Origin of the sequence: Devosia rhodophyticola (assembly GCF_028816475.1) — a bacterium.
GTDB lineage: Bacteria > Pseudomonadota > Alphaproteobacteria > Rhizobiales > Devosiaceae > Devosia > Devosia rhodophyticola.
Genome location: NZ_CP118247.1, coordinates 1,644,410 through 1,663,741, shown reverse-complemented (window position 1 = coordinate 1,663,741; position 19,332 = coordinate 1,644,410). Strand labels below are relative to the sequence as shown.

The 19,332-nt window shown below is 57.6% G+C and carries 27 protein-coding genes; 17 read left to right on the top strand and 10 right to left on the bottom strand.

Features of this window, described 5'->3' with window-relative positions; genetic code table 11:
* Positions 1-94: 94 nt before the first annotated feature.
* Positions 95-517 carry a protoporphyrinogen oxidase HemJ gene (hemJ, locus tag PSQ90_RS08170; RefSeq protein ID WP_282212894.1) on the bottom strand — a complete coding sequence of 141 codons (423 nt, stop codon included), beginning with the start codon at positions 515-517 and terminating at the stop codon, positions 95-97.
* Positions 518-521: 4 nt separating this feature from the next.
* A complete protein-coding gene (gene hemE / locus PSQ90_RS08165) occupies positions 522-1,556 on the bottom strand; it encodes a uroporphyrinogen decarboxylase (protein WP_282212893.1) in 1,035 nt (344 codons plus the stop codon).
* Between the two features lie 441 nt (positions 1,557-1,997).
* Between hemE and PSQ90_RS08160 the strand changes: the two genes are divergently transcribed.
* Genes PSQ90_RS08160 through dnaQ form a run of 4 tightly spaced genes read left to right on the top strand, consistent with a single transcriptional unit; the run spans position 1,998 to position 4,721 of the window.
* A complete protein-coding gene (locus PSQ90_RS08160) occupies positions 1,998-2,606 on the top strand; it encodes a Maf family protein (protein WP_282212892.1) in 609 nt (202 codons plus the stop codon).
* Positions 2,603-3,430, top strand: coding sequence for a shikimate dehydrogenase (locus tag PSQ90_RS08155; RefSeq protein WP_407648184.1), 828 nt, complete (start codon positions 2,603-2,605; stop codon positions 3,428-3,430). Before PSQ90_RS08160 ends, PSQ90_RS08155 begins: the two co-directional genes overlap by 4 nt.
* A 2-nt stretch (positions 3,431-3,432) precedes the next feature.
* Complete coding sequence (coaE, locus tag PSQ90_RS08150; protein ID WP_282212891.1) at positions 3,433-4,029, top strand: dephospho-CoA kinase; 597 nt, start codon at positions 3,433-3,435, stop codon at positions 4,027-4,029.
* On the top strand, positions 4,026-4,721 hold the full coding sequence (dnaQ, locus tag PSQ90_RS08145) for a DNA polymerase III subunit epsilon (RefSeq protein WP_282212890.1): 696 nt from the start codon (positions 4,026-4,028) through the stop codon (positions 4,719-4,721). The genes coaE and dnaQ overlap by 4 nt, the downstream gene beginning before the upstream one ends.
* A 7-nt stretch (positions 4,722-4,728) precedes the next feature.
* Here dnaQ and secB read toward each other — a convergent pair whose 3' ends face one another.
* Both secB and PSQ90_RS08135 read right to left on the bottom strand, forming a co-directional pair.
* The gene (gene secB, locus PSQ90_RS08140; RefSeq protein ID WP_282212889.1) at positions 4,729-5,247 is read right to left on the bottom strand and encodes a protein-export chaperone SecB; all 519 of its coding nucleotides are present in this window, start codon (positions 5,245-5,247) and stop codon (positions 4,729-4,731) included.
* Positions 5,248-5,329: 82 nt separating this feature from the next.
* On the bottom strand, positions 5,330-5,779 hold the full coding sequence (locus PSQ90_RS08135; protein WP_282212888.1) for an FxsA family protein: 450 nt from the start codon (positions 5,777-5,779) through the stop codon (positions 5,330-5,332).
* A 163-nt stretch (positions 5,780-5,942) separates the two neighbouring features.
* Between PSQ90_RS08135 and PSQ90_RS08130 the strand changes: the two genes are divergently transcribed.
* From PSQ90_RS08130 to PSQ90_RS08120, 3 genes are read left to right on the top strand one after another with little or no spacing between them, the layout of a single operon-like run.
* On the top strand, positions 5,943-6,653 hold the full coding sequence (locus PSQ90_RS08130) for a Tim44/TimA family putative adaptor protein (protein WP_282212887.1): 711 nt from the start codon (positions 5,943-5,945) through the stop codon (positions 6,651-6,653).
* Between the two features lie 24 nt (positions 6,654-6,677).
* Positions 6,678-7,256 carry a Smr/MutS family protein gene (locus PSQ90_RS08125; RefSeq protein WP_282212886.1) on the top strand — a complete coding sequence of 193 codons (579 nt, stop codon included), beginning with the start codon at positions 6,678-6,680 and terminating at the stop codon, positions 7,254-7,256.
* Entirely contained in the window at positions 7,253-7,624 is a 372-nt protein-coding gene (locus PSQ90_RS08120; RefSeq protein ID WP_282212885.1) for a helix-turn-helix domain-containing protein, read from the top strand. The genes PSQ90_RS08125 and PSQ90_RS08120 overlap by 4 nt, the downstream gene beginning before the upstream one ends.
* A gap of 18 nt (positions 7,625-7,642) precedes the next feature.
* Here PSQ90_RS08120 and hslU read toward each other — a convergent pair whose 3' ends face one another.
* Together hslU and hslV are read right to left on the bottom strand one after the other, a co-directional pair.
* Positions 7,643-8,953: an ATP-dependent protease ATPase subunit HslU gene (hslU, locus tag PSQ90_RS08115; RefSeq protein ID WP_282212884.1), complete on the bottom strand. Its 1,311-nt coding sequence runs from the start codon at positions 8,951-8,953 to the stop codon at positions 7,643-7,645.
* Between the two features lie 71 nt (positions 8,954-9,024).
* Positions 9,025-9,582 (bottom strand): ATP-dependent protease subunit HslV, encoded by a 558-nt coding sequence (gene hslV / locus PSQ90_RS08110; protein WP_282212883.1) that lies wholly within the window; start codon positions 9,580-9,582, stop codon positions 9,025-9,027.
* A gap of 146 nt (positions 9,583-9,728) precedes the next feature.
* Here hslV and hisB point away from each other — a divergent pair, with 146 nt between their 5' ends.
* The 8 genes from hisB to coaA all read left to right on the top strand — a co-directional run bounded on the left by hisB (position 9,729) and on the right by coaA (position 14,559).
* Complete coding sequence (gene hisB, locus PSQ90_RS08105; protein WP_282212882.1) at positions 9,729-10,316, top strand: imidazoleglycerol-phosphate dehydratase HisB; 588 nt, start codon at positions 9,729-9,731, stop codon at positions 10,314-10,316.
* Positions 10,317-10,409: 93 nt separating this feature from the next.
* Positions 10,410-10,763, top strand: a complete 354-nt coding sequence (locus PSQ90_RS08100) for a DUF2628 domain-containing protein (RefSeq protein WP_282212881.1) — start codon at positions 10,410-10,412, stop codon at positions 10,761-10,763.
* On the top strand, positions 10,760-11,413 hold the full coding sequence (hisH, locus tag PSQ90_RS08095) for an imidazole glycerol phosphate synthase subunit HisH (RefSeq protein WP_282212880.1): 654 nt from the start codon (positions 10,760-10,762) through the stop codon (positions 11,411-11,413). The genes PSQ90_RS08100 and hisH overlap by 4 nt, the downstream gene beginning before the upstream one ends.
* Positions 11,410-12,144: a 1-(5-phosphoribosyl)-5-[(5-phosphoribosylamino)methylideneamino]imidazole-4-carboxamide isomerase gene (hisA, locus tag PSQ90_RS08090; RefSeq protein ID WP_282212879.1), complete on the top strand. Its 735-nt coding sequence runs from the start codon at positions 11,410-11,412 to the stop codon at positions 12,142-12,144. The genes hisH and hisA overlap by 4 nt, the downstream gene beginning before the upstream one ends.
* Entirely contained in the window at positions 12,141-12,470 is a 330-nt protein-coding gene (locus tag PSQ90_RS08085) for a hypothetical protein (RefSeq protein WP_282212878.1), read from the top strand. The genes hisA and PSQ90_RS08085 overlap by 4 nt, the downstream gene beginning before the upstream one ends.
* The gene (gene hisF, locus PSQ90_RS08080; RefSeq protein ID WP_282212877.1) at positions 12,467-13,267 is read left to right on the top strand and encodes an imidazole glycerol phosphate synthase subunit HisF; all 801 of its coding nucleotides are present in this window, start codon (positions 12,467-12,469) and stop codon (positions 13,265-13,267) included. The genes PSQ90_RS08085 and hisF overlap by 4 nt, the downstream gene beginning before the upstream one ends.
* Positions 13,268-13,282: 15 nt before the next feature.
* Complete coding sequence (locus PSQ90_RS08075) at positions 13,283-13,606, top strand: phosphoribosyl-ATP diphosphatase (protein ID WP_282213012.1); 324 nt, start codon at positions 13,283-13,285, stop codon at positions 13,604-13,606.
* Positions 13,607-13,608: 2 nt separating this feature from the next.
* Entirely contained in the window at positions 13,609-14,559 is a 951-nt protein-coding gene (gene coaA, locus PSQ90_RS08070; protein ID WP_282212876.1) for a type I pantothenate kinase, read from the top strand.
* A gap of 21 nt (positions 14,560-14,580) precedes the next feature.
* Here the strand turns inward: coaA and PSQ90_RS08065 are convergent, their stop codons facing one another.
* Together PSQ90_RS08065 and nth are read right to left on the bottom strand one after the other, a co-directional pair.
* Positions 14,581-15,585 (bottom strand): adenosine kinase, encoded by a 1,005-nt coding sequence (locus tag PSQ90_RS08065; RefSeq protein ID WP_282212875.1) that lies wholly within the window; start codon positions 15,583-15,585, stop codon positions 14,581-14,583.
* 97 nt (positions 15,586-15,682) lie between these two features.
* A complete protein-coding gene (nth, locus tag PSQ90_RS08060; RefSeq protein WP_282212874.1) occupies positions 15,683-16,378 on the bottom strand; it encodes an endonuclease III in 696 nt (231 codons plus the stop codon).
* A 50-nt stretch (positions 16,379-16,428) separates the two neighbouring features.
* Here nth and PSQ90_RS08055 point away from each other — a divergent pair, with 50 nt between their 5' ends.
* Both PSQ90_RS08055 and PSQ90_RS08050 read left to right on the top strand, forming a co-directional pair.
* The gene (locus PSQ90_RS08055; RefSeq protein ID WP_282212873.1) at positions 16,429-16,926 is read left to right on the top strand and encodes a DUF2244 domain-containing protein; all 498 of its coding nucleotides are present in this window, start codon (positions 16,429-16,431) and stop codon (positions 16,924-16,926) included.
* A 30-nt stretch (positions 16,927-16,956) separates the two neighbouring features.
* Positions 16,957-17,829 (top strand): methylated-DNA--[protein]-cysteine S-methyltransferase, encoded by an 873-nt coding sequence (locus PSQ90_RS08050; RefSeq protein WP_282212872.1) that lies wholly within the window; start codon positions 16,957-16,959, stop codon positions 17,827-17,829.
* A gap of 26 nt (positions 17,830-17,855) precedes the next feature.
* Here the strand turns inward: PSQ90_RS08050 and PSQ90_RS08045 are convergent, their stop codons facing one another.
* Both PSQ90_RS08045 and dapB read right to left on the bottom strand, forming a co-directional pair.
* Positions 17,856-18,470 carry a 2,3-bisphosphoglycerate-dependent phosphoglycerate mutase gene (locus tag PSQ90_RS08045; RefSeq protein WP_282212871.1) on the bottom strand — a complete coding sequence of 205 codons (615 nt, stop codon included), beginning with the start codon at positions 18,468-18,470 and terminating at the stop codon, positions 17,856-17,858.
* Positions 18,471-18,502: 32 nt separating this feature from the next.
* Positions 18,503-19,315 (bottom strand): 4-hydroxy-tetrahydrodipicolinate reductase, encoded by an 813-nt coding sequence (gene dapB / locus PSQ90_RS08040; RefSeq protein ID WP_282212870.1) that lies wholly within the window; start codon positions 19,313-19,315, stop codon positions 18,503-18,505.
* Positions 19,316-19,332 lie beyond the last annotated feature (17 nt).

Sequence of the window (19,332 nt, the reverse complement as noted above, 5' to 3'; positions counted from 1 at the left end):
ATCGAACACTTTGGATGCGATGACCTCCCTTAGCGCGAAGCGGTCCCGGATTCAAGAATGAAACCGGAAAAGTCGTAGATTCACGTGAAACAGCCTAAAATGGCCGCACGATGACCATAATGACGATAATGATCATCGCCACGGTCGGCACTTCATTGATCAGCCTGAAATATTTCGCAGGTTTCTGGTTCGCATCCTTGGCGAATCGCTTGAAATGACCGGCCAGATGGCCATGAAAAGCCGAGAGTACCAGCACGAAGAACGCCTTCACCCAGGGCCAACCCTGCGACCAGTCGATAAAACCGGCACCAATCATCCAAAGTCCGAAAATGAATGCCGCAATCATCGCTGGATTGATGATGCCACGCAACAGCCGACGCTCCATGACTTTGAACGTTTCTGATTGCACCGAACCAATTTCCGCATCGGCGTGATAAACAAACAGGCGCGGCAGATAAAGCATCCCCGCCATCCAGGCAATAACCGATATCACATGCGCCGCCTTGACCCATTCCATGCTGCTAACCCTTCTTGACTAGATCGACCAGTCGCGCCACGTTTTCGATCGGCGTTTGCGGCACAATGCCATGACCAAGATTGAAAACGTGCGGCCGCCCGGCAAAACCGTCAATAATTTCCCTAGCCCGCTGTTCCATCTGTTCGCCCCCGACCACCAGACGAAGCGGATCAAGATTGCCTTGCACACCAAAATCGGCCGGCAAAGCGCCATTGGCAAAGGAAAGTGGCGTTGCGTAGTCCAGCCCGACCATATTGACCCCGGTAGCATCAACATAGGAACGGACCATCCCTGCAGCGCCGCGCGGAAAACCGATAATCGGTGCATTGGGAATCCGCTGACGCAGACCCACAATAATCCGCCGATTAGGCTCGATGACATGTCGGGCAAAAGCGACTTCATCAAGATTGAGCGCCCAGCTTTCAAAGAGCTGAACAACATCAGCACCTGCTATGAACTGAGCTTCAAGATAATCAACGCTGACATCGACCAGAATATCCATCAGCTGAGCAAAGGCCTGCGGGTGCTTGAGCGCAAACAAACGCGCCGCCGCCTGATCCGGCGAACCCTTTCCGCCCAGCATATAGGTCGCCACGGTCCAGGGAGAACCGCAAAACCCAATCAGTGTCTTGGAGCCATCAAGAGTGCGGCGCAAGCGGACCAGCGTTTCAAAAACAGGGGCCAAATGGTCAAGCACGCGTTCTGGCCGGAGTATGCCGAGCGTTTCAACGCTCAGTGGCTCCAGCAGCGGTCCTTCTCCCTCGGCAAACCTTACTGATTGTCCCAGGGCATCTGGAATTACCAGAATGTCAGAAAAAAGAATAGCTGCATCAAGATCAAAGCGCGCCAATGGCTGCAGGCTGACCTCAACGGCCAGGTCGGGCGTATAACACAGATCAAGGAACCCTTTGGAGCGGGCCCGCGTTTCTCGATACTCAGGCAGGTACCGCCCCGCTTGCCGCATGATCCAGATGGGTGGTCGGGACTGGCGCTGACCAAGCACGGTTGCCAGCAATGGTTTGTCAGCCACAGCGCTCATGAGAACCACCCCTTCAAAACTCTATAAAAGAGTCTTTCTTTCTTTATCTTCTTTATCATGGCTGTGTTTTGCCCCAATTCACGGCGCTTAACAATCTGGGGTGTCGCGGCACAAAGGCGCAGCAACATGGTTAATCAGGTGTTAATATTTTCTTTTCGCACTGTGGGTTAATGGTTTGTTAAACCGGGTTAACGAAGTGTTAATAGGGCTTTGCCTCTGGCGTGTCCGACAACCGTGCATGTGCAAAACCGGGCCGCAATGGTTGCTGCATCCGAAGCGTTATCCCTAGAGCTATCCATTAGTACTTTTGGGTGAGGGGCGAAGTTGAATTGTTAACGAAATATGAAGCTGGTCGAATAAGTCTGACTGGAAGCGAAATCGCCACCCAATAACCACAACCGGGGCTTGAGCTGGGGATGACAGTGTGGAAAACCTGATGCCATGTTGATCCTTGCGTCACAGAGTAGCACCCGCAAAGCCCTGCTCAATCAGGCGGGTCTGAACTTTACCTGTGTGCCAGCTGCCATAGACGAACGCTGGCTGGAAGCCGAAGCGATTGCCAGTGGCGCCGACGCGCGCGACATCGCCAGCCTGCTAGCGATTGCCAAGGCACGCAACGTTGCCCAACAAAATCCTGGCGCGCTGGTCATCGGCGCTGACCAGACCCTGGCGCTGGGGACCGAACTTTTGCACAAACCACGCGATCGCCACGATGCCATTGCCCAGCTCGATCAGCTCGCGGGCAAAACACATCGCCTACACGCTGGCGTTGCATTGGTACGCGACGATACCATCATGTGGTCGAGTCTTGAGACGGCCGAACTGTCGATGCGTGATTTTTCCGCCGAGGAACGCGATTTCGTTTTGGGCCTTGAAGGCGAGACAGTGTTGGAATCGGTGGGTGGATACCGTCTTGAAGGACCATCCATTCGCCTGTTCGAAGCCGTTTCGGGTGACTATTTCACTATTTTGGGCCTGCCACTGTTGCCGCTATTGGCTGCCCTGCGCACTATTGCGCCGCAATATTTATTGGAAACCCCAGTCGCGTGACCAAAGCCTTCGTCATCGGAGACCCGATAAAGCATTCGCGCTCCCCGCTCATTCACGGTCACTGGTTGGCCCAGTTCGGCCTCGACGGCACCTATGAGGCTATCAACGTCACCCCCGAAGGGCTGCCGGAATTCTTTGATCGTTTGCGAACAAGCGAGTTTGCCGGTGGCAACGTTACCATCCCCCATAAGGAAGCGGTATTTGCGCTCTGCGATAGCGTTGACCCCCTGGCCCGTGCCATCGGAGCGGTCAATACGTTGGTCGTCGAGAACGCCAAGGTGCACGGCACCAATACCGACTACCTTGGATTTTTGGGCAACCTCGATGCTGCCGCTCCCGGATGGTCGGACCGGATCGAACAAGCCATTGTCCTGGGCGCAGGCGGGGCGGCACGCGCAATTCTTGTCGCCCTGGCCGCGCGCAAGATCGCCTCGGTTCATATTCTAAACCGTACTGTTGCGACGGCAGAAAAACTGGCGGTCGAAATCAATGGTCCCTTCCAGAGCCACCCATTGGGTGAATTTGAACAGTTGGCGCCCGATGCGGGGCTGCTCGTCAATACCACCTCGATTGGCATGCATGGCACAGCGTTTGAGGCTCTGAATTTGTCGTGCCTGCCCAAATCGGCGCTTGTGACCGATATCGTTTATACCCCCCTTGTAACCCCGTTGCTGGCCGAGGCGCGGACGCTTGGGTTGGCCACTGTCGATGGGCTGGGCATGCTGTTGCATCAGGCCGTGCCGGGATTTGAGGCCTGGTTCGGCCAACGCCCGGTGGTTGATCAAGGCCTTCGCGACCAGATCGCGGCGACCCTGGAGCATTGAGCATGTGGCGTATCGGGCTGACCGGATCAATTGCATCGGGCAAAACGACAATTCTTGAAGCGTTTGCCGCAGAGGACGTACCGGTCTTTTCGGCCGACAAGGCCGTCCACGAGCTTTATGCCGGGCCCGCCGTTTCTGCGGTAGAAAAACTCTTTCCCCAAGCCATTGTCGATGGCGCAGTTGATCGTGAAAAACTTGGCGCGCAGGTCCTGCAGGATCCGGCGCACCTCAAATCGCTTGAAGCATTGATCCACCCGATGGTGCGCCAACGGATTGCCGATTTTTTCAACAGTGCTGAAGAGGATGGCGCCGCGCTCGCGGTGGTCGAAGTGCCGCTACTGTTTGAATCAGGCCATGATTACGGCTTTGACGCCATTGCGGTAACCGTTGTCGATGAGGCAACTCAGCGCCAGCGTGCGTTGGCACGACCCGGCATGACCGTGGAAAAGCTCAATGCAATCCTTGCCCGCCAGCTGCCGCAGGACCAAAAGAGACAACGCGCTACCTATCTGTTCGATAGCGCTGGCACGATCAAGCAGAACCAGGAAATGGTTGCAGCGCTAGTCGCCGCGATCCGGGCACGTCAGGCAAAGCCATGAATCGAGAAATCGCCCTCGACACCGAGACCACAGGCCTTTCGCCGGCGGGCGGCGACCGTCTGGTGGAAATTGGCTGTGTCGAATTGATCAACCAGCTCCCAACCGGCAGGACTTTTCACAAATATTGCAATCCGCAGCGCGACATGCCCGAGGAAGCTTTTCGAGTGCACGGTCTTTCGGCAGATTTTCTAGCCGACAAACCGCTGTTCGATGCGATTGCCGATGAATTCTTGCAATTTATCGGCGACGCGACGCTGGTGATCCACAACGCCTCATTTGATATGGGTTTTCTCAATCACGAAATGGAACGCACCAAGCGTCGTTCCCTGACCAATAATGTCGTTGATACCGTAACATTGGCGCGTCAAATTCATCCAGGCGCGCGCGTCAGCCTTGACGCCCTGTGCAAGCTTTACGGCATCGACAATTCGCGCCGCACGTTGCATGGCGCGCTGTTGGACAGTGAAATTCTGGCCGAAGTTTATCTGGAATTGCGCGGCGGGCGGCAGGGTGGCTTTGCGCTCAATGCCCAAAACACGGTTTCGGCAGCCGAAGCAGTGGCAAATATTGCGGTTGCAGCCCGGCGCCCTACCCCATTGTCGTCGCGGCTGACATCAGCCGAAAAGCAGGCGCACCAAGCGCTGGTTGCAACGCTTGGTGCGGAATCGATCTGGGCCCAATACAAGGCCTGAGCACTGATCAGTTAGGCTTGTTGTCTTCTGGAGCCGCCTCTGCGCCGTCTGCCTGCTGCTTGGCGGCAAGCGTTGCAAGGTTCTGGCGATAGATAGCCGAGAAATCGACCGGCTCCATCATCAGTGGCGGGAAGCCACCCTGCTGGGTAACGCCGGCCAATACCTGCCGCGCGAATGGGAAGATCAGTCGTGGGCACTCGATCATCAGCAATTGGCTGAGTTGTGCTTCGGGAATGTTCTGGAGTCGGAAAACGCCGCCGTAAACCAGTTCCACGTTGAACAGAACCTTGGTTTCGCGCGTCGCCTTGGCGTTCAGTGTCAGCTCGACCGCATAAATATCATCGGTCTGCTTCTTGACGCCAACGCTGATCGACACATTGAACGTCGGCTGCCCCGAACCCAGCATGATCGAGGCGGGCGCGTCCGGATTTTCAAATGAGAGATCGCGAATATACTGCCCAACGAGGTTCATCGCCGGAGCTGTACCCGCCGGAGGCGTCGTGCCAGCCTGATTTTCGTCAGCCATTTCATATCCTTTTTGCACTAAAGCTTTGGTGGCTGGCTAGCATCTTTGACAACACTGGTAAAGCACCGGCCGGGCCTGCGGTTCAACTGGGTCGGTAGTCGTCGTCATCCAGATCAATTGTATCAGGGCGGCTAACCTTGGGATGCCCGCCCGGTTGGGCCTGATGGGCCGATCCGCGCACCACCACCCGACTGGCGAACTGGCGATAGATCCAGCCCCGGACTGGCGGCACCAGCAACGCCAGCGCAATGGCATCGCTGAACAGGCCCGGCAGTAACAGGAATACTGCAGCCACGCCCAGCATCATTGCCTCGGCCAGAGGTTGGCCTGGCAAGACCCCGCCATTCATGCTGGTTTGAATCTGGCGCAGGATCGACATACCCTGCTGGCGCAACAACAGCACGCCGCCGATAGCGCCGGCAATCACAAGGCCCAATGTTGGCCATAATCCAATGGTTTGCCCCACCTTGATAAATAGGGCAATTTCGATAATGGGGAGCAGCAAGAAGCTGATAATCACGATGCGAGCCACGTTATCGGTCCAATTTGTTAAGCCACATGGCAAATTGAGGTGACAATTCGCCCAAACGTGAACTGGTTTCAAGGTGAAGCATTGCCTATATATAGGAATACATCGACGCTCTGCGAGCGCGCGAGAACATTTTCGCCGCGCCAATGAACAGGTAACCTGAACCATGAACGAATTTTTTGATCTTCCCACCCTTGTCGTCATCGGTTTGGCTATTGTCATCCTGTTTCGTCTGCGCTCGGTCTTGGGCACCAGAACTGGCAATGAACGCCCACCGGTAGAGCGGAGCAAATCCGCATCGGCCAAAAATGAAGACACTGTCGTGCCATTGCGCCCTCGTGGTACTCCGGCGCCCGATCAGGACGATGAGTTTCGCGCCCGCAAGCTTGAAGCTGAGATCGAGCAGATGGCGCGTGATAACGAGCCGCTCGCTGCTGGCCTCAAGGCCGTGGCAGATGCCGATCCTACCTTTATGCCAAAATCCTTCCTTGAAGGGGCCAAGCAAGCTTACGAAATGATTGTGACCAGCTTTGCAGCGGGGGACCGCACCACGCTCAAAAATCTTTTGGAAAAAGACGTGTTCGAAGGTTTCCAAAGTGCCATTGCTGAACGCGAAGCTGCCAAACAGAGCGTTGATTTTACCTTCGTTGGTCTGCCTAAAATCGACATCTCCGAGGCCGATTACGACAGGAAGAACGTCACCGTTACCGTGCGCTTCCACGCCGAGGTTGTTTCTGCAACCCGCGACAAGGACGGCAATCTGGTCGAAGGCAATGCCGATCAGGTCCAGTCGATCGCCGACGAATGGAGCTTTACGCGCAATCCGAAATCACGCGATCCCAACTGGAAAGTGAGTTCCACCAGCCAGTTGAACTGACCCGTTTGGCAACGGAGACAGGCCATGGCAAAGCGCGATGCCAAGCGCCTGGCGGACTTTCACCTGTGGACGGCGGTTGCTGAAACCGTCGATCCGCTGCGGCCCAAACGATTGTACAAGATCGCTCAGGGCCCCTTGCCGATACCTGAAGCGACTAATCACCCAGCGCCCCCAGCTCCGCAAAAGTCCCGCCGCGTTGCCCCTGTTACCATGCCCGCCTATCAGGCGCCGCCTGCGCCAAAGCGCCAGCCGGGTCATGGCATTGAGCCGCGCTTGCGGCGCAAGGTTGTCCGTGGACGCATCGAAATTGACGGCACTATCGATTTGCACGGCATGCGCCAGACAGAAGCCCATCAGGCGCTCAATCGCTTCGTTCGCGCTCGTGTTGCCCGTGGGGATCGCACCATATTGGTCATTACCGGTAAGGGCGCACGCCAAAAGGACGATTTAGCCACGACATTCATTGAGCGCGGCATCCTGCGCGCCATGTTGCCAATGTGGTTGTCCGAGCCGACGCTTGCGCCCCTGATTGCCGGTTGGAACGCCGCCGCCCAACACCATGGCGGCGACGGTGCCTTTTACGTGAGGTTGCGACGCCCATGACCCCTCTTGGCGCCCGATTGCGGGCAATGCGCGAAGAACGCGGCATTTCGCTAAAACAGATGGCCGAGGCGTTGAACGTCTCCAGCGCCTATCTTTCGGCGCTCGAACACGGTCGGCGCGGCTTGCCCACCGGCTTCCTGCTGCACCGCATCATCACGTTTTTCAATGTCATCTGGGACGAGGCCGAGGAGCTGCAGCGGCTGTCGGAAATCAGTGATCCGAAAATTACCATCGACACCGGGGGAATGGCGCCCGAGGCAACTGAGCTGACAAACCGGCTCGCCGCCGACATTGGCCGCCTGTCGGTCGACGATCTGGCGTTCTTGCGAACCGAGCTGGTGCGGCGCTCTGGCAAAGTCAAAAGCTGACGCCGCACCAAGAATTAATTAGAGTACGAAGCGGCTAAGGTCCTCATCACCGGCCAAAACGCCAACCTTGTCGGCAACGAAGGCGCGGTCGATATGGATGGTCTCGCCCTGCTTGTCGGGCGCATCAAACGAGATGTCCTCAACTAATCGTTCCATGACCGTCTGCAGGCGACGCGCGCCAATGTTTTCAACTGTGGCATTGACCTTGACCGCCGCGTCCGCAATGGCTTCGATGGCATTTTCAGAAAATTCGAGCGTCACCCCCTCGGTCCCCATCAAGGCAACATATTGCTTGATCAGGCTCGCCTCGGTGTCATTAAGAATGCGCACAAAATCATCACGCGTCAGGGCCTTGAGCTCCACCCGGATGGGCAAGCGGCCCTGAAGTTCGGGCAACAGGTCCGATGGCTTGGAAACGTGAAACGCGCCCGAAGCGATAAACAGGATATGGTCTGTCTTGACCGGCCCATATTTGGTGGAAACGGTCGTGCCCTCGATCAGCGGCAGCAGATCGCGCTGCACCCCTTCCCGGCTGACATCACCGCCGCCTCGACCTTCGCGGCTGGCAATCTTGTCAATTTCATCCAGAAAGACGATGCCGTGGTTTTCAACCAGATCGACAGCCTCGATCTTGAGGGCCTCCTGATCGAGCAGCTTGTCTGCCTCCTCGGTTACCAGCAGGTCATAGCTTTCCTTGACCTTGAGCTTGCGTTTCACGCCGCGCCCGCCCATCGCCTTGCCGAGCATTTCTGACAGATTGATCATCCCGACATTGCCACCCTGCATGCCGGGCATTTCAAACATGCCGGTGCCGGGAGAGGGAGCCAGTTCAATCTCGATCTCGCTGTCGTCCAATTCGTTCGCACGCAGCTTCTTACGGAAGTTCTCGCGGGTTGATGGGGTGGCCGACGTTCCAACCAGCGCGTCGAGTACTCGTTCTTCGGCGTTGTGATGAGCCTGCGCCTGAACATCGGCACGGCGCTTGTCGCGCAGCAATGACAGACCCGACTCTACCAGATCGCGCACGATCTGCTCGACGTCGCGGCCAACATAACCCACCTCGGTGAATTTGGTCGCTTCCACCTTGATGAAGGGCGCCTGCGCCAATCGCGCCAACCGCCGGGCAATTTCAGTCTTGCCGACGCCGGTGGGGCCGATCATCAAGATATTCTTGGGGCTGACCTCCCGACGCAAATCGGGCGGCAACTGCTGCCGGCGCCAGCGATTGCGCAAGGCGACCGCGACGGCGCGCTTGGCGTCATTCTGGCCAACAATATTGCGGTCGAGCTCGGAAACGATCTCACGCGGCGAAAAATTTGTCTCGGACACTTTGTCCCTTTCCGGATCGCTCTCTGAGCCGATCCAATGCGTGGCGGCTGCCTGATGGCCAGCCTGCCCGTTTAATCCATATCGATGGTTTCGACGGTGACGCTGCCATTGGTATAAACGCAGATCTGCTCAGCAATCTTCATTGCCTTGCGGGCGATATCCTCAGCATCAAGCTCGGTATTTTCCGCCAGTGCCAGAGCCGCCGACTGGGCATAGTTGCCCCCCGAGCCAATGGCGATCACACCATGATCGGGGCTAAGCACGTCACCGGTGCCGGTCAAGACCAGCGTATCGGCCTTGTCGGCCACAATCATCATCGCTTCGAGTTTGCGCAAATAGCGGTCGGTCCGCCAGTCCTTGGCCAGTTCGACTGCCGCGCGCATCAATTGGTCAGGATATTGCTCAAGCTTGGTTTCAAGCCGCTCAAACAGGGTAAAGGCGTCTGCCGTTGCCCCGGCAAAGCCACCAATAACCTTGCCGCCTGCCAGCCGCCTTACCTTTTTGGCGTTGTGTTTCATGACCGTTTGGCCAACTGAAACCTGACCGTCGCCGGCCACAACAACCTTTTTGCCCTTGCGAACGGCCACAATTGTTGTGCCGTGCCAGCCGGGAAAACTGCTTTCACTCATTGGGAATAACTCCAGAACTGTTGGTCCTTATTTAGGCGGTGCCATCCCGATTGCAATGCAGAGCCTGCTCGCCGGGTCGCTATCTCAACCCAATCTTTATCCAATAGCGCGCATATGCTAGAGCAGCCGCTCAATGGAGAAACCCGATGCGCACCGCCAAGATTGCCCGCAAGACCAACGAAACTGCAATTGAAGTGTCTGTTGATCTCGATGGCACGGGTACCCACACCATGGCCACCGGCATCGGTTTTTTCGACCATATGCTCGACCAGCTGGCCCGCCACTCCCTGATCGACATGGCTGTCAGGGCTGATGGCGACCTGCACATTGATTTTCACCACACTGCAGAAGATGTCGGTATCGCGCTTGGCCAGGCGGTCCAGAAAGCCCTGGGCGACAAAAAGGGCATCCGCCGCTACGCCAGCTGCGATCTGGCCATGGATGGGACGCTGACCCGCGTGGCGCTCGACGTGTCCGGCCGTCCGTTCCTCGTCTGGAAAGTAGCATTCTCGGCCCCCAAGATCGGCGAGATGGACACCGAACTTTTCCGCGAGTTCTTCCAGGCATTTGCCATCAATGCCGGGATAACGCTGCACGTCGAAAATGCCTATTTCGACAATAATCACCATTTGGCCGAAACGTGCTTCAAGGCAGTGGCGCGCGCCTTGCGCGATGCGCTGGAAATTGATCCACGCGCTGCCAATGCCATTCCCTCGACCAAGGGAACGCTCTGACCCTTTCGCTTTTGGGGCAATTGCACTAAATCGACAACCAAAGTGTCTTTGGACCCCCATTTGGGGGCGACAGGCGCATGATGGGAGTACGCGGTGACCATATTCGCGATCTATGAATCCAGGCCGGACAATCGAGCAGCGCCGGTGGCGGTGGCCGAAAAGTTTTCGTGGCTGGCCTTTCTGTTGCCGCCGGTCTTTGCCGTGGTCCATGGCCTTTGGCTCGAACTGCTGGTTTATCTGGTCAAGGTCGCGGCACTGATCTGGTTGAGCAATTTCATCGGTGCCGACACCGCAATCCTGCTCTATCCGGTATTGGCGCTCTGGATTGGCCTTTCCGCGCCTGCCATGCGGCGCGCCCGTCTTGCACGAAAGGGCTGGAACCATCGGGCTGATCGCATTGCAGCAGGCCCCGATATCGCAACGCTTGCGTGGATGGAACGCCGATGAGCCAGGTTGCCATCATTGACTATGGCTCGGGCAATCTGCGCTCGGCCGCCAAGGCGTTCGAACGACAGGCCGCCATGCTTGATCATCCCCCGGAGATCATCGTAACTGCTGACCCCGACATTGTTCGTCGTGCTGATCGCATCGTGCTGCCCGGCGTGGGTGCCTTTGCCGATTGTCGCGCCGGACTGCACAATGTCACCGGGATGGTCGAGGTGCTGCGCACCCGCGTTCTCGATCAGGCCGTGCCTTTTTTGGGCATCTGCGTTGGCATGCAATTGCTGGCGAGCGAAGGGCGCGAGAAAACGGTAACGGCTGGTCTTGGCTGGATACCGGGCGCGGTCGTGCCGTTGGCGTCCACCGATCCGGCACTCAAAATTCCGCACATGGGCTGGAACACGTTGCAGATCGTGCAGCCTCACCCGCTGCTAGCCGGTGTGCCCGACGGCGAAACCGGTCTGCACGCCTATTTCGTCCATTCCTATCATTTACAGACCGAAAGCGCCGATACCCTGATTGCCGCCACCAAATATGGCGGCACCGTTACGGCTGCTGTCGGTCGCGACAATATATTCGGCACCCAGTTTCACCCTGAAAAAAGCCAGGCGTTGGGCCTGACGTTGATTTCCAATTTTCTGGGTTGGGCACCATGATTCTTTTCCCCGCCATTGATCTCAAGGATGGCCAATGCGTGCGCCTCAAGCTAGGCGACATGAACGAGGCGACGGTTTTCAACGATAGCCCAGCCGACCAGGCCAAGAGCTTTGAGGATCAGGGGTTCCAATATCTGCACGTTGTCGATCTCAATGGGGCCTTTGCCGGCCAGAGCGTAAATGGGAAAGCGGTGGAGGAAATTCTCAAGGCCGTTAAATTCCCGGTTCAATTGGGGGGCGGCATTCGCACGCTCGATCATATTGATGCCTGGCTCGACAAGGGTCTGGCCCGCGTCATTCTCGGCACCGTCGCCGTGCGCGATCCCGATCTGGTCAAGGCCGCTGCCAAACGTTATCCCGGCCAGATCGCCGTCGGTATAGACGCCCGTGGCGGCAAAGTTGCGGTCGAAGGCTGGGCCGAAACATCCGAACTCGATGTCATCGAACTGGCCAAACGTTTTGAAGGGGTCGGCGTCGCCGCCATCATCTATACCGATATCGACCGCGACGGTGTTCTGGCGGGGATCAATTGGGATGCCACCATCGCCCTGGCCCAAGCGACAATGATCCCGGTGATCGCCTCGGGCGGATTGGCGTCGATGGCCGACATTAATCGCATGACTCAGTCCGATACGCGCGTTCTGGCCGGGGCAATTTCAGGTCGGGCGCTTTACGACGGACGAATTGATTCACGTGAAGCATTGGCGCGCTTAAAGGCCAACGCCGGATGAGCGATCCAGGTCCACGGTTGGGATTTCCATGGTGGGCTTACGCATTGGCGCTGGCGTTCATCCTGATTTTCGCCCTATGGCCAATTGCCTCGGTTCTGTTGACCTATGTTGTGGCTGACGCCAATGGTTGTGTCGTCAATGAAGCCAGCGCCAATGGTTGTCTGGTTGCAGGCACCGATTGGGGCGGCACCCTATATACAATGGGTGTCATGGGCTGGTTTGGCTTGATCACCTTGCCGCTGGGCGCGGGGGCGGCCATTGTCTGGTTCATCTCGCTGCTCATCCACCGACTGGCCTGGCAGAAACACAAGGATGCAGAGCAATGACTTTGAAAACCCGGCTCATCCCCTGCCTCGACGTCAAGGATGGGCGCGTCGTCAAAGGGGTGCAATTTGTCGATCTGGTCGACGCAGGTGACCCTGTCGCAGCCGCCATTGCCTATGACACAGCTGGTGCTGACGAACTATGCTTTCTCGACATTACTGCCAGCCATGAAGGACGCGACACCATTTTCGATGTCGTGGCGCGCACCGCTGAACATTGCTTCATGCCGGTAACGGTTGGTGGAGGGGTCCGCTCGATTGAGGACATCAGAAAGCTGCTCCTGTCAGGTGCGGACAAGGTAGCGATCAATTCAGCCGCCGTCAGCGATCCTGATTTCATTGCCCGCGCCGCCGACAAATTTGGCAATCAATGCATCGTTGTTTCAGTTGATGCCAAACAGCGTCTCAGCCAGGCCCCGGGCGGTGACAACCGCTCCGAGTGGGAAATTTTTACCCATGGCGGCCGTAATCCCACCGGACTGGACGCCGTTGAATTTGCCGCCCACATGGTTGAGCGCGGTGCCGGCGAACTACTGGTAACCTCTATGGATCGCGATGGCACCAAGTCCGGCTTTGACATCAAATTGATCCGCGCCATAACCGACACGGTTAACGTACCCGTCGTTGCCTCGGGCGGCGTCGGCACACTCGATCATCTGGTTGAGGGTGTTCGGGAAGGACACGCCAGCGCCGTGCTGGCCGCCTCGATATTTCACTTCGGCACATTCACCATTCCCCAGGCCAAACAGCATTTGCATGATCATGGCATCGCCGTGCGCATGGATCGTGCCGCCCCTTAGCCGCAAGGATTTCCTATCATGAGTTTTACACTTGAACAACTCGACGCCCGTTTGGGTGAGCGCGCCAAGGCTACACCCGATCAGAGCTACACAGCAAAATTGCTGGCGCGCGGCGTCGAAAAATGCGCCCAGAAACTGGGTGAGGAAGCCACCGAAGCGGTTATCGCCGGGGTGACCAAGAACGCCCCCGAACTGACCAAGGAGGCTGGCGACGTGCTCTATCATCTGCTGGTACTGCTGCGCGCTGCCGATGTGCCGCTAAGCGCGGTTATGGACGAACTGGAAAGTCGCACCGGCCAATCGGGTCTTGCCGAAAAAGCTGCCCGCAAAAAGGATTGAGCATGGACAAGCGCATCAAGCCGCCCGCGCCCTATCATCATTTCACCAAGGCGCAATGGTCCAATTTGCGTGCCGATGAAAAAATGACCCTGAGCCGGGAGGACGTCAAACGCCTGCGTACCCTGTCCGATCCGATCTCGCTTGAGGAAGCCGAAGAAGTCTATCTGCCGCTGACCCGCTTGCTGTCGTTTTATGTTGAGGCCGTGCAAAGCCTGCACAATGTCTCGACCCGGTTTCTCGATACGCCCGACCAGAAGGTCCCGTTTATCATTGGCGTTGCCGGTTCGGTCGCGGTGGGTAAATCTACCACGGCCCGCATTTTGCGCGCCCTGCTCCAGCGTTGGCCCGCAAGCCCCAAGGTCGATCTGGTAACGACCGACGGCTTCTTGCATCCCAATGCTGTGCTCGAAGAGCGTGGCATCATGGAACGCAAAGGCTTTCCCGAAAGCTATGACCGGGCCCGCTTCGTTGCTTTTCTGGCTGATATCAAATCGGGCAAGGCAGACGTCGCCGTCCCGGTCTATTCGCATCTGGTCTATGATGTGGTGCCGGGCGAATTTGTCACGATCGACCGTCCTGACATCCTGATTGTTGAGGGGCTCAATATTCTGCAGCCTGGTGAATTGCCGCGCACCGGCAAGCCAATCCTGTTCGCGTCAGATTTTCTGGATTTTTCGATTTACATAGATGCTGCCGAAAGTGACCTGCGCGACTGGTTCATGGAGCGGTTCTTCCGCCTGCGCGAAACCGCCTTTCAGGATCCAAGCTCGTTTTTCCACCGCTTCGCCCAGATGAGTGAAAAAGAAGCCGGTGCATTGGGCAAAATGGTCTGGGAAACCATCAATTTGCCCAATCTGGTCGACAACGTGCTGCCGACGCGCGGACGCGCCGATCTGGTGCTCAAGAAGGGCCAGAGCCATATGATTGAAGAAGTTCAGTTGCGCCGCGTTTAGCTGAGGCGGTTGCCAATTGCGCTAGCCAGCGAGCCCGTGCGCCTCAACAAGGGTTTCGAGCTCGACAACCGGCCGCGCCCCGATATGGCTGATAACTTCTGATGCCGCCAGGCACCCTGTCTTGAGCGCACTTTCCATGCTTTGGCCGCGTGAAATGGCAAGTAGAAAGCCCGAGGCAAATAGATCACCGGCGCCCGTGGCATCCTCAACCTTTTCGACCGGGAAAGCCGGCACCGAAACAACCTCACCATTGTGAACAACCATGGCGCCTTCCGAGCCCATGGTAATGGCGGCCAGTTCGGCGTCCTTGGCAATCTCACGCACCGCCTCGCCCAGATCATCGGTCTGATAGAGCGATTTCAGCTCGTGCACGTTGGCAAATACATAGTCGATGGTCTTGGATCGGATGAGATCAAGAAATTCATCCCGGAACCGATCCACACAGAACGGGTCCGACAGGGTAAAGGCGGCGGCCTTTTCATGTTTGTGCGCATAATGGGCGGCCAGAACAAACGCTTTCTTGGCTTCCTGCGGGTCCCACAAAAAACCTTCCATATAGGTGACATTGGCTCCGCCAATCTCATCTTCCTTGATGTCGGCCTCGGTCAATTGATGGCAGGCACCCAGATAGGTATTCATGGTACGTTCGCCATCGGGCGACAGGAAAATCATCGAGCGGGCCGTCAGCGCGCCGTTCAACAGGCGACTCGTGCCATAGTGGACGCCAATCGACTTGAGATCGGTTTCAAACACATCTCCCAGCGGGTCCGCGGCAACCTTGCCCACAAACGCGGCTCTGCCGCCCAGCGACGCCACACCCGCTGCTGTATTGGCGGCGCTACCGCCAGAGATCTGGTGCTTGTCGGGGGGCATCTTGTCATAAAGATAGGCAGCGCGATCGGTATCGATCAAATGCATGATGCCTTCACTCATACCCTCGGCCTCCAGAAATCCCGGCGTCAATGGCGCAATGACATCAACGATGGCGTTGCCTATGGTTAGGACGTCAAAGCGCGAGTCGGACATGAGTGAGGATTCCGGGATCAGAAAAACTGCGCACGATGTAGCCGATCAAGGCCGATGGCGCAACGCTTTCAGGCGCAGCGCCCTGCTGTCGGCCTGATCAGTTTGACGTAGCCTTGCCCGACTTCGCCACCGGCTGCGGTGTTTTGGGTTCGAACCGGCACCATTGCGCGATGATGCACCGGTAGCATTCCGGCTTGCGCGCCTTGCAGATATAGCGCCCATGCAGGATCAGCCAGTGATGAGCGTGCAGCAGATAAGGCTCGGGGATGGTGTTGACCAACTTTTGTTCGACCGCTAGCGGTGTTGCACCCGGAGCCAGACCGGTCCGGTTGCTTACGCGGAACAGATGGGTATCAACGGCAATCGTGGGCTGCTTGAAAAAGATATTGAGCACCACATTCGCGGTCTTTCGCCCGACCCCTGGCAGGGCTTCAAGGGCGGCGCGTTCGTCGGGAACCTCTGATTTGTGCTTTTCGATCAGCAATTGGCTCAGCGCAAAAACATTGCGCGCCTTGGTGCGGTAAAGCCCGATAGTGCGCACCAGATCCTCAATTTTTTCAGGCCCGAGCGCCACCATGGTTTCCGGCGTCGGAGCCAGTTCGAACAGGGTTTTGGTGGCCTTGTTGACCCCAATATCGGTTGCCTGCGCCGATAGAACCACTGCCACCAGCAATGTGAAAGCGTTGATATAGTCCAGCTCGCCCTTGGGCTCGGGATCCATCTGCGCGAAGCGGGCGAAGATCGCTTCGACATCGGCTTTGGGCAAACCGTTCACTTTTTTTAGGCGTGCCATTCTCTCTCCCACATTTCTGGGTCTATACTGATCCAGCGAGTCAAAGCCAAATGCAAGATACCACGACAACACCGCTGTTTTCCGCCGAACTGACGCCACACCGGGCCCTGTCCCGCCGCGGGCGCTGGTTGGTAGTTGTTGGTGCCGCGATTTTGGGCGCCCTGCCAGCCATGATAGCTGTGGCATTGGGCGCCTGGCCAGTTGTCATTTGCGTCGCTGGGGCCGTTTTGGCGATTGCTCTGGCGCTCAATTATTCCCACAATGATGGCAAGCGTTGTCAGCGCGTGCAGATTTGGTCCGACCGGCTCGAGATAACCCGGGTTGGGCCGCGCGGGCACGCCCGATCGCGCAAGTTTTTACCCACCGCCGTTCGGTTGGTTGTAGATCGTGACTTTGATGAACGCACTATCGCCCTTCACATTCGCAGTGCCCATGATGAGCTTGAGATCGGTGAATTTCTCAGCCCTGACGAGAAATCCAGCTTTGCAATGGCGTTCGGAACGGCCCTGCGTAAGGCACGCATTCGGGCGGTAAAAACCGGGTCGTAAGCGACCGTTCGGCGCGCTATTGTAGCGCTCATGAACACGCACGCACTACCCACCACACAATCTGATTATGAGACTATCCGCGCCGCGATCCGCTATTTGAGCGAGACCGGCCCTGACGAAATTGATCTGCCTCTCTTTGCCCGGGCACTGGGACTGAGTGAGCGGCAGTTGACTGATCTGTTTCGGCGCTGGTGTGGGCTCAGTCCCAAATCCTTTGCCCAGGCAGTGGCGCTCGATCATGCAAAATCACTGCTGGCCGAGCACGCCAGTGTGTTGGATACGACTTTCGAGGTCGGCCTGTCCTCCAGCTCCCGCCTGCATGATTTATTCGTGACCTATGAGGCCATGCCGCCAGGCGTGTTCCGGGCAAAAGGCGCTGGCATTGATATGATCTGGGGCGCGGCGCCTTCTCCCTTTGGTACTGCGGTGGTGACGGCCACCAATTATGGTATCTCCGGGCTCGGTTTTGCCGACGGGGAAATCAGCATCGAAATGGCGTTCCAGGATTTGGCCAATCGCTGGCCCAATGCACGGTTTACACGAAACGATGCACGCGTAGCCCAATTGGCCGCCAATATTTTTGATCCCCAACGCTGGTCGGCCGACCAGCCGGTACGCGTTGTGCTGATCGGCACCGATTTTGAGGTCAAGGTATGGGAGACGTTGCTGCGCATCCCGGTTGGTGGTGCCACCACCTATGGCGCAGTCGCCAACTGCATTGGCCGTCCGGCGGCTTCACGGGCGGTGGGCGCGGCGGTGGGCAAAAATCCGATTTCCTTCGTCGTCCCATGCCATCGCGTGGTGGGGACCTCGGGCGCACTGACCGGCTACCATTGGGGCGTACCGCGCAAACGGGCAATTCTGGGCTGGGAAGCCGGGGTGGTTTCGGCGACCAGGCAATAGCAACTGGCCGCCGAATCAATTTTCGGTTAGAGCTCGATACGCTGGTCCAGCGATCCGTCGGCCTTGAGTTTATAAACGGTTGGCTGACCAGTGCCGATTTCGCGTTTGAGAATTTCTTCGGGCGTCAGCCCCTCAATGGCCATAACCAGTGCGCGCAGCGAATTGCCGTGCGCGGCCACCAGTATGGTTTGTCCGGCGGCCACCTTGGGCTGAATTTCGCTCTCATAATAGGGCAGCGTACGCGCTGCAGTGTCCTTGAGGCTTTCGCCGCCCGGCGGTGGAACGTCGAACGATCGGCGCCAGATGTGCACCTGCTCATCCCCCCATTTCTTGCGCGCATCGTCCTTGTTTAGTCCGGCAAGATCGCCATAGTCGCGTTCGTTAAGGGCGGTGTTGCGCACGATGGTGACGTTGGCAATGTCCATCTCTTCGAGCATCAGGTCCAGCGTATGCTGGGCGCGTTTGAGGCTCGAGGTGTAATAGAGATCGGGCACGATGGATTTGGCGGCCAGAACCCGTCCGGTTTCGCGCGCTTCCTCAATACCCTTTTCAGTCAGGTCCGGATTGCGCCAGCCGGTGAACAGGTTTTTGAGGTTCCATTCGCTTTGCCCGTGGCGCACGAGTATCAGGGTGCCGGTCATTGTTCTCTCCAATATTCAAATCCGTGAGGCGCTCAGTCGGTCAGCCCCAAAACCTCGTCCATACCATATAGGCCAGCCTTCTGGTCGCGGGCCCAAAGTGCAGCTCGTGTGGCGCCATTGGCAAAAATGGCGCGATCTTCAGCCCGGTGGACCAGTTCAATCCGCTCTGAGGGACCGGCAAAAATAACGCTGTGTTCGCCCACAACGGTGCCGCCGCGCAGCGTCGCAAAGCCAATACTACCCGGCTCACGCGCACCCGTATGGCCATCACGCACCCGCACTGAATGATCCGCAAGCGCGATGTTGCGACCCTTGGCCGCCGCTTCCCCCAAAAGGAGCGCTGTGCCAGAAGGCGCGTCAACTTTCTTGTTGTGATGCATTTCGAGAATTTCGATGTCATAGGCCGATAGCGCTGTCGCCGCCTTGCGCACCAGATTGGCCAGAAGCGTCACGCCCATCGAAAAATTGCCCGATTTGACAATACGCCCGCCCGCGTTTGCCGCCTCTGCAAATGCGCGATCCTGGTCCGGTGAACAGCCAGTGGTGCCAATGATATGGATCATCCCGCGCGCGCTGGTCTGGCGAGCCAGTTCGACGCTCGCCGTCGGGATGGTAAAATCGATCACCGCGTCCGCACCCGCCAGTGCCGCCTGCATGTCGTCGGTGATGGCAATGCCCAATGGCTCGATGCCGGCAAAACTGCCCGCGTCCTTGCCAATGGCCTCCGCACCTGCCCGGTCAACGGCGCCATGCAGCGCGACGCCAGCCAGCGCCGAGACGGCTCGAATATTGGCGGCGCCCATGCGTCCGCCTGCGCCCGCAACGACAATCTTTAAATCGGCCATTTGCAGCTCCTCGTTGC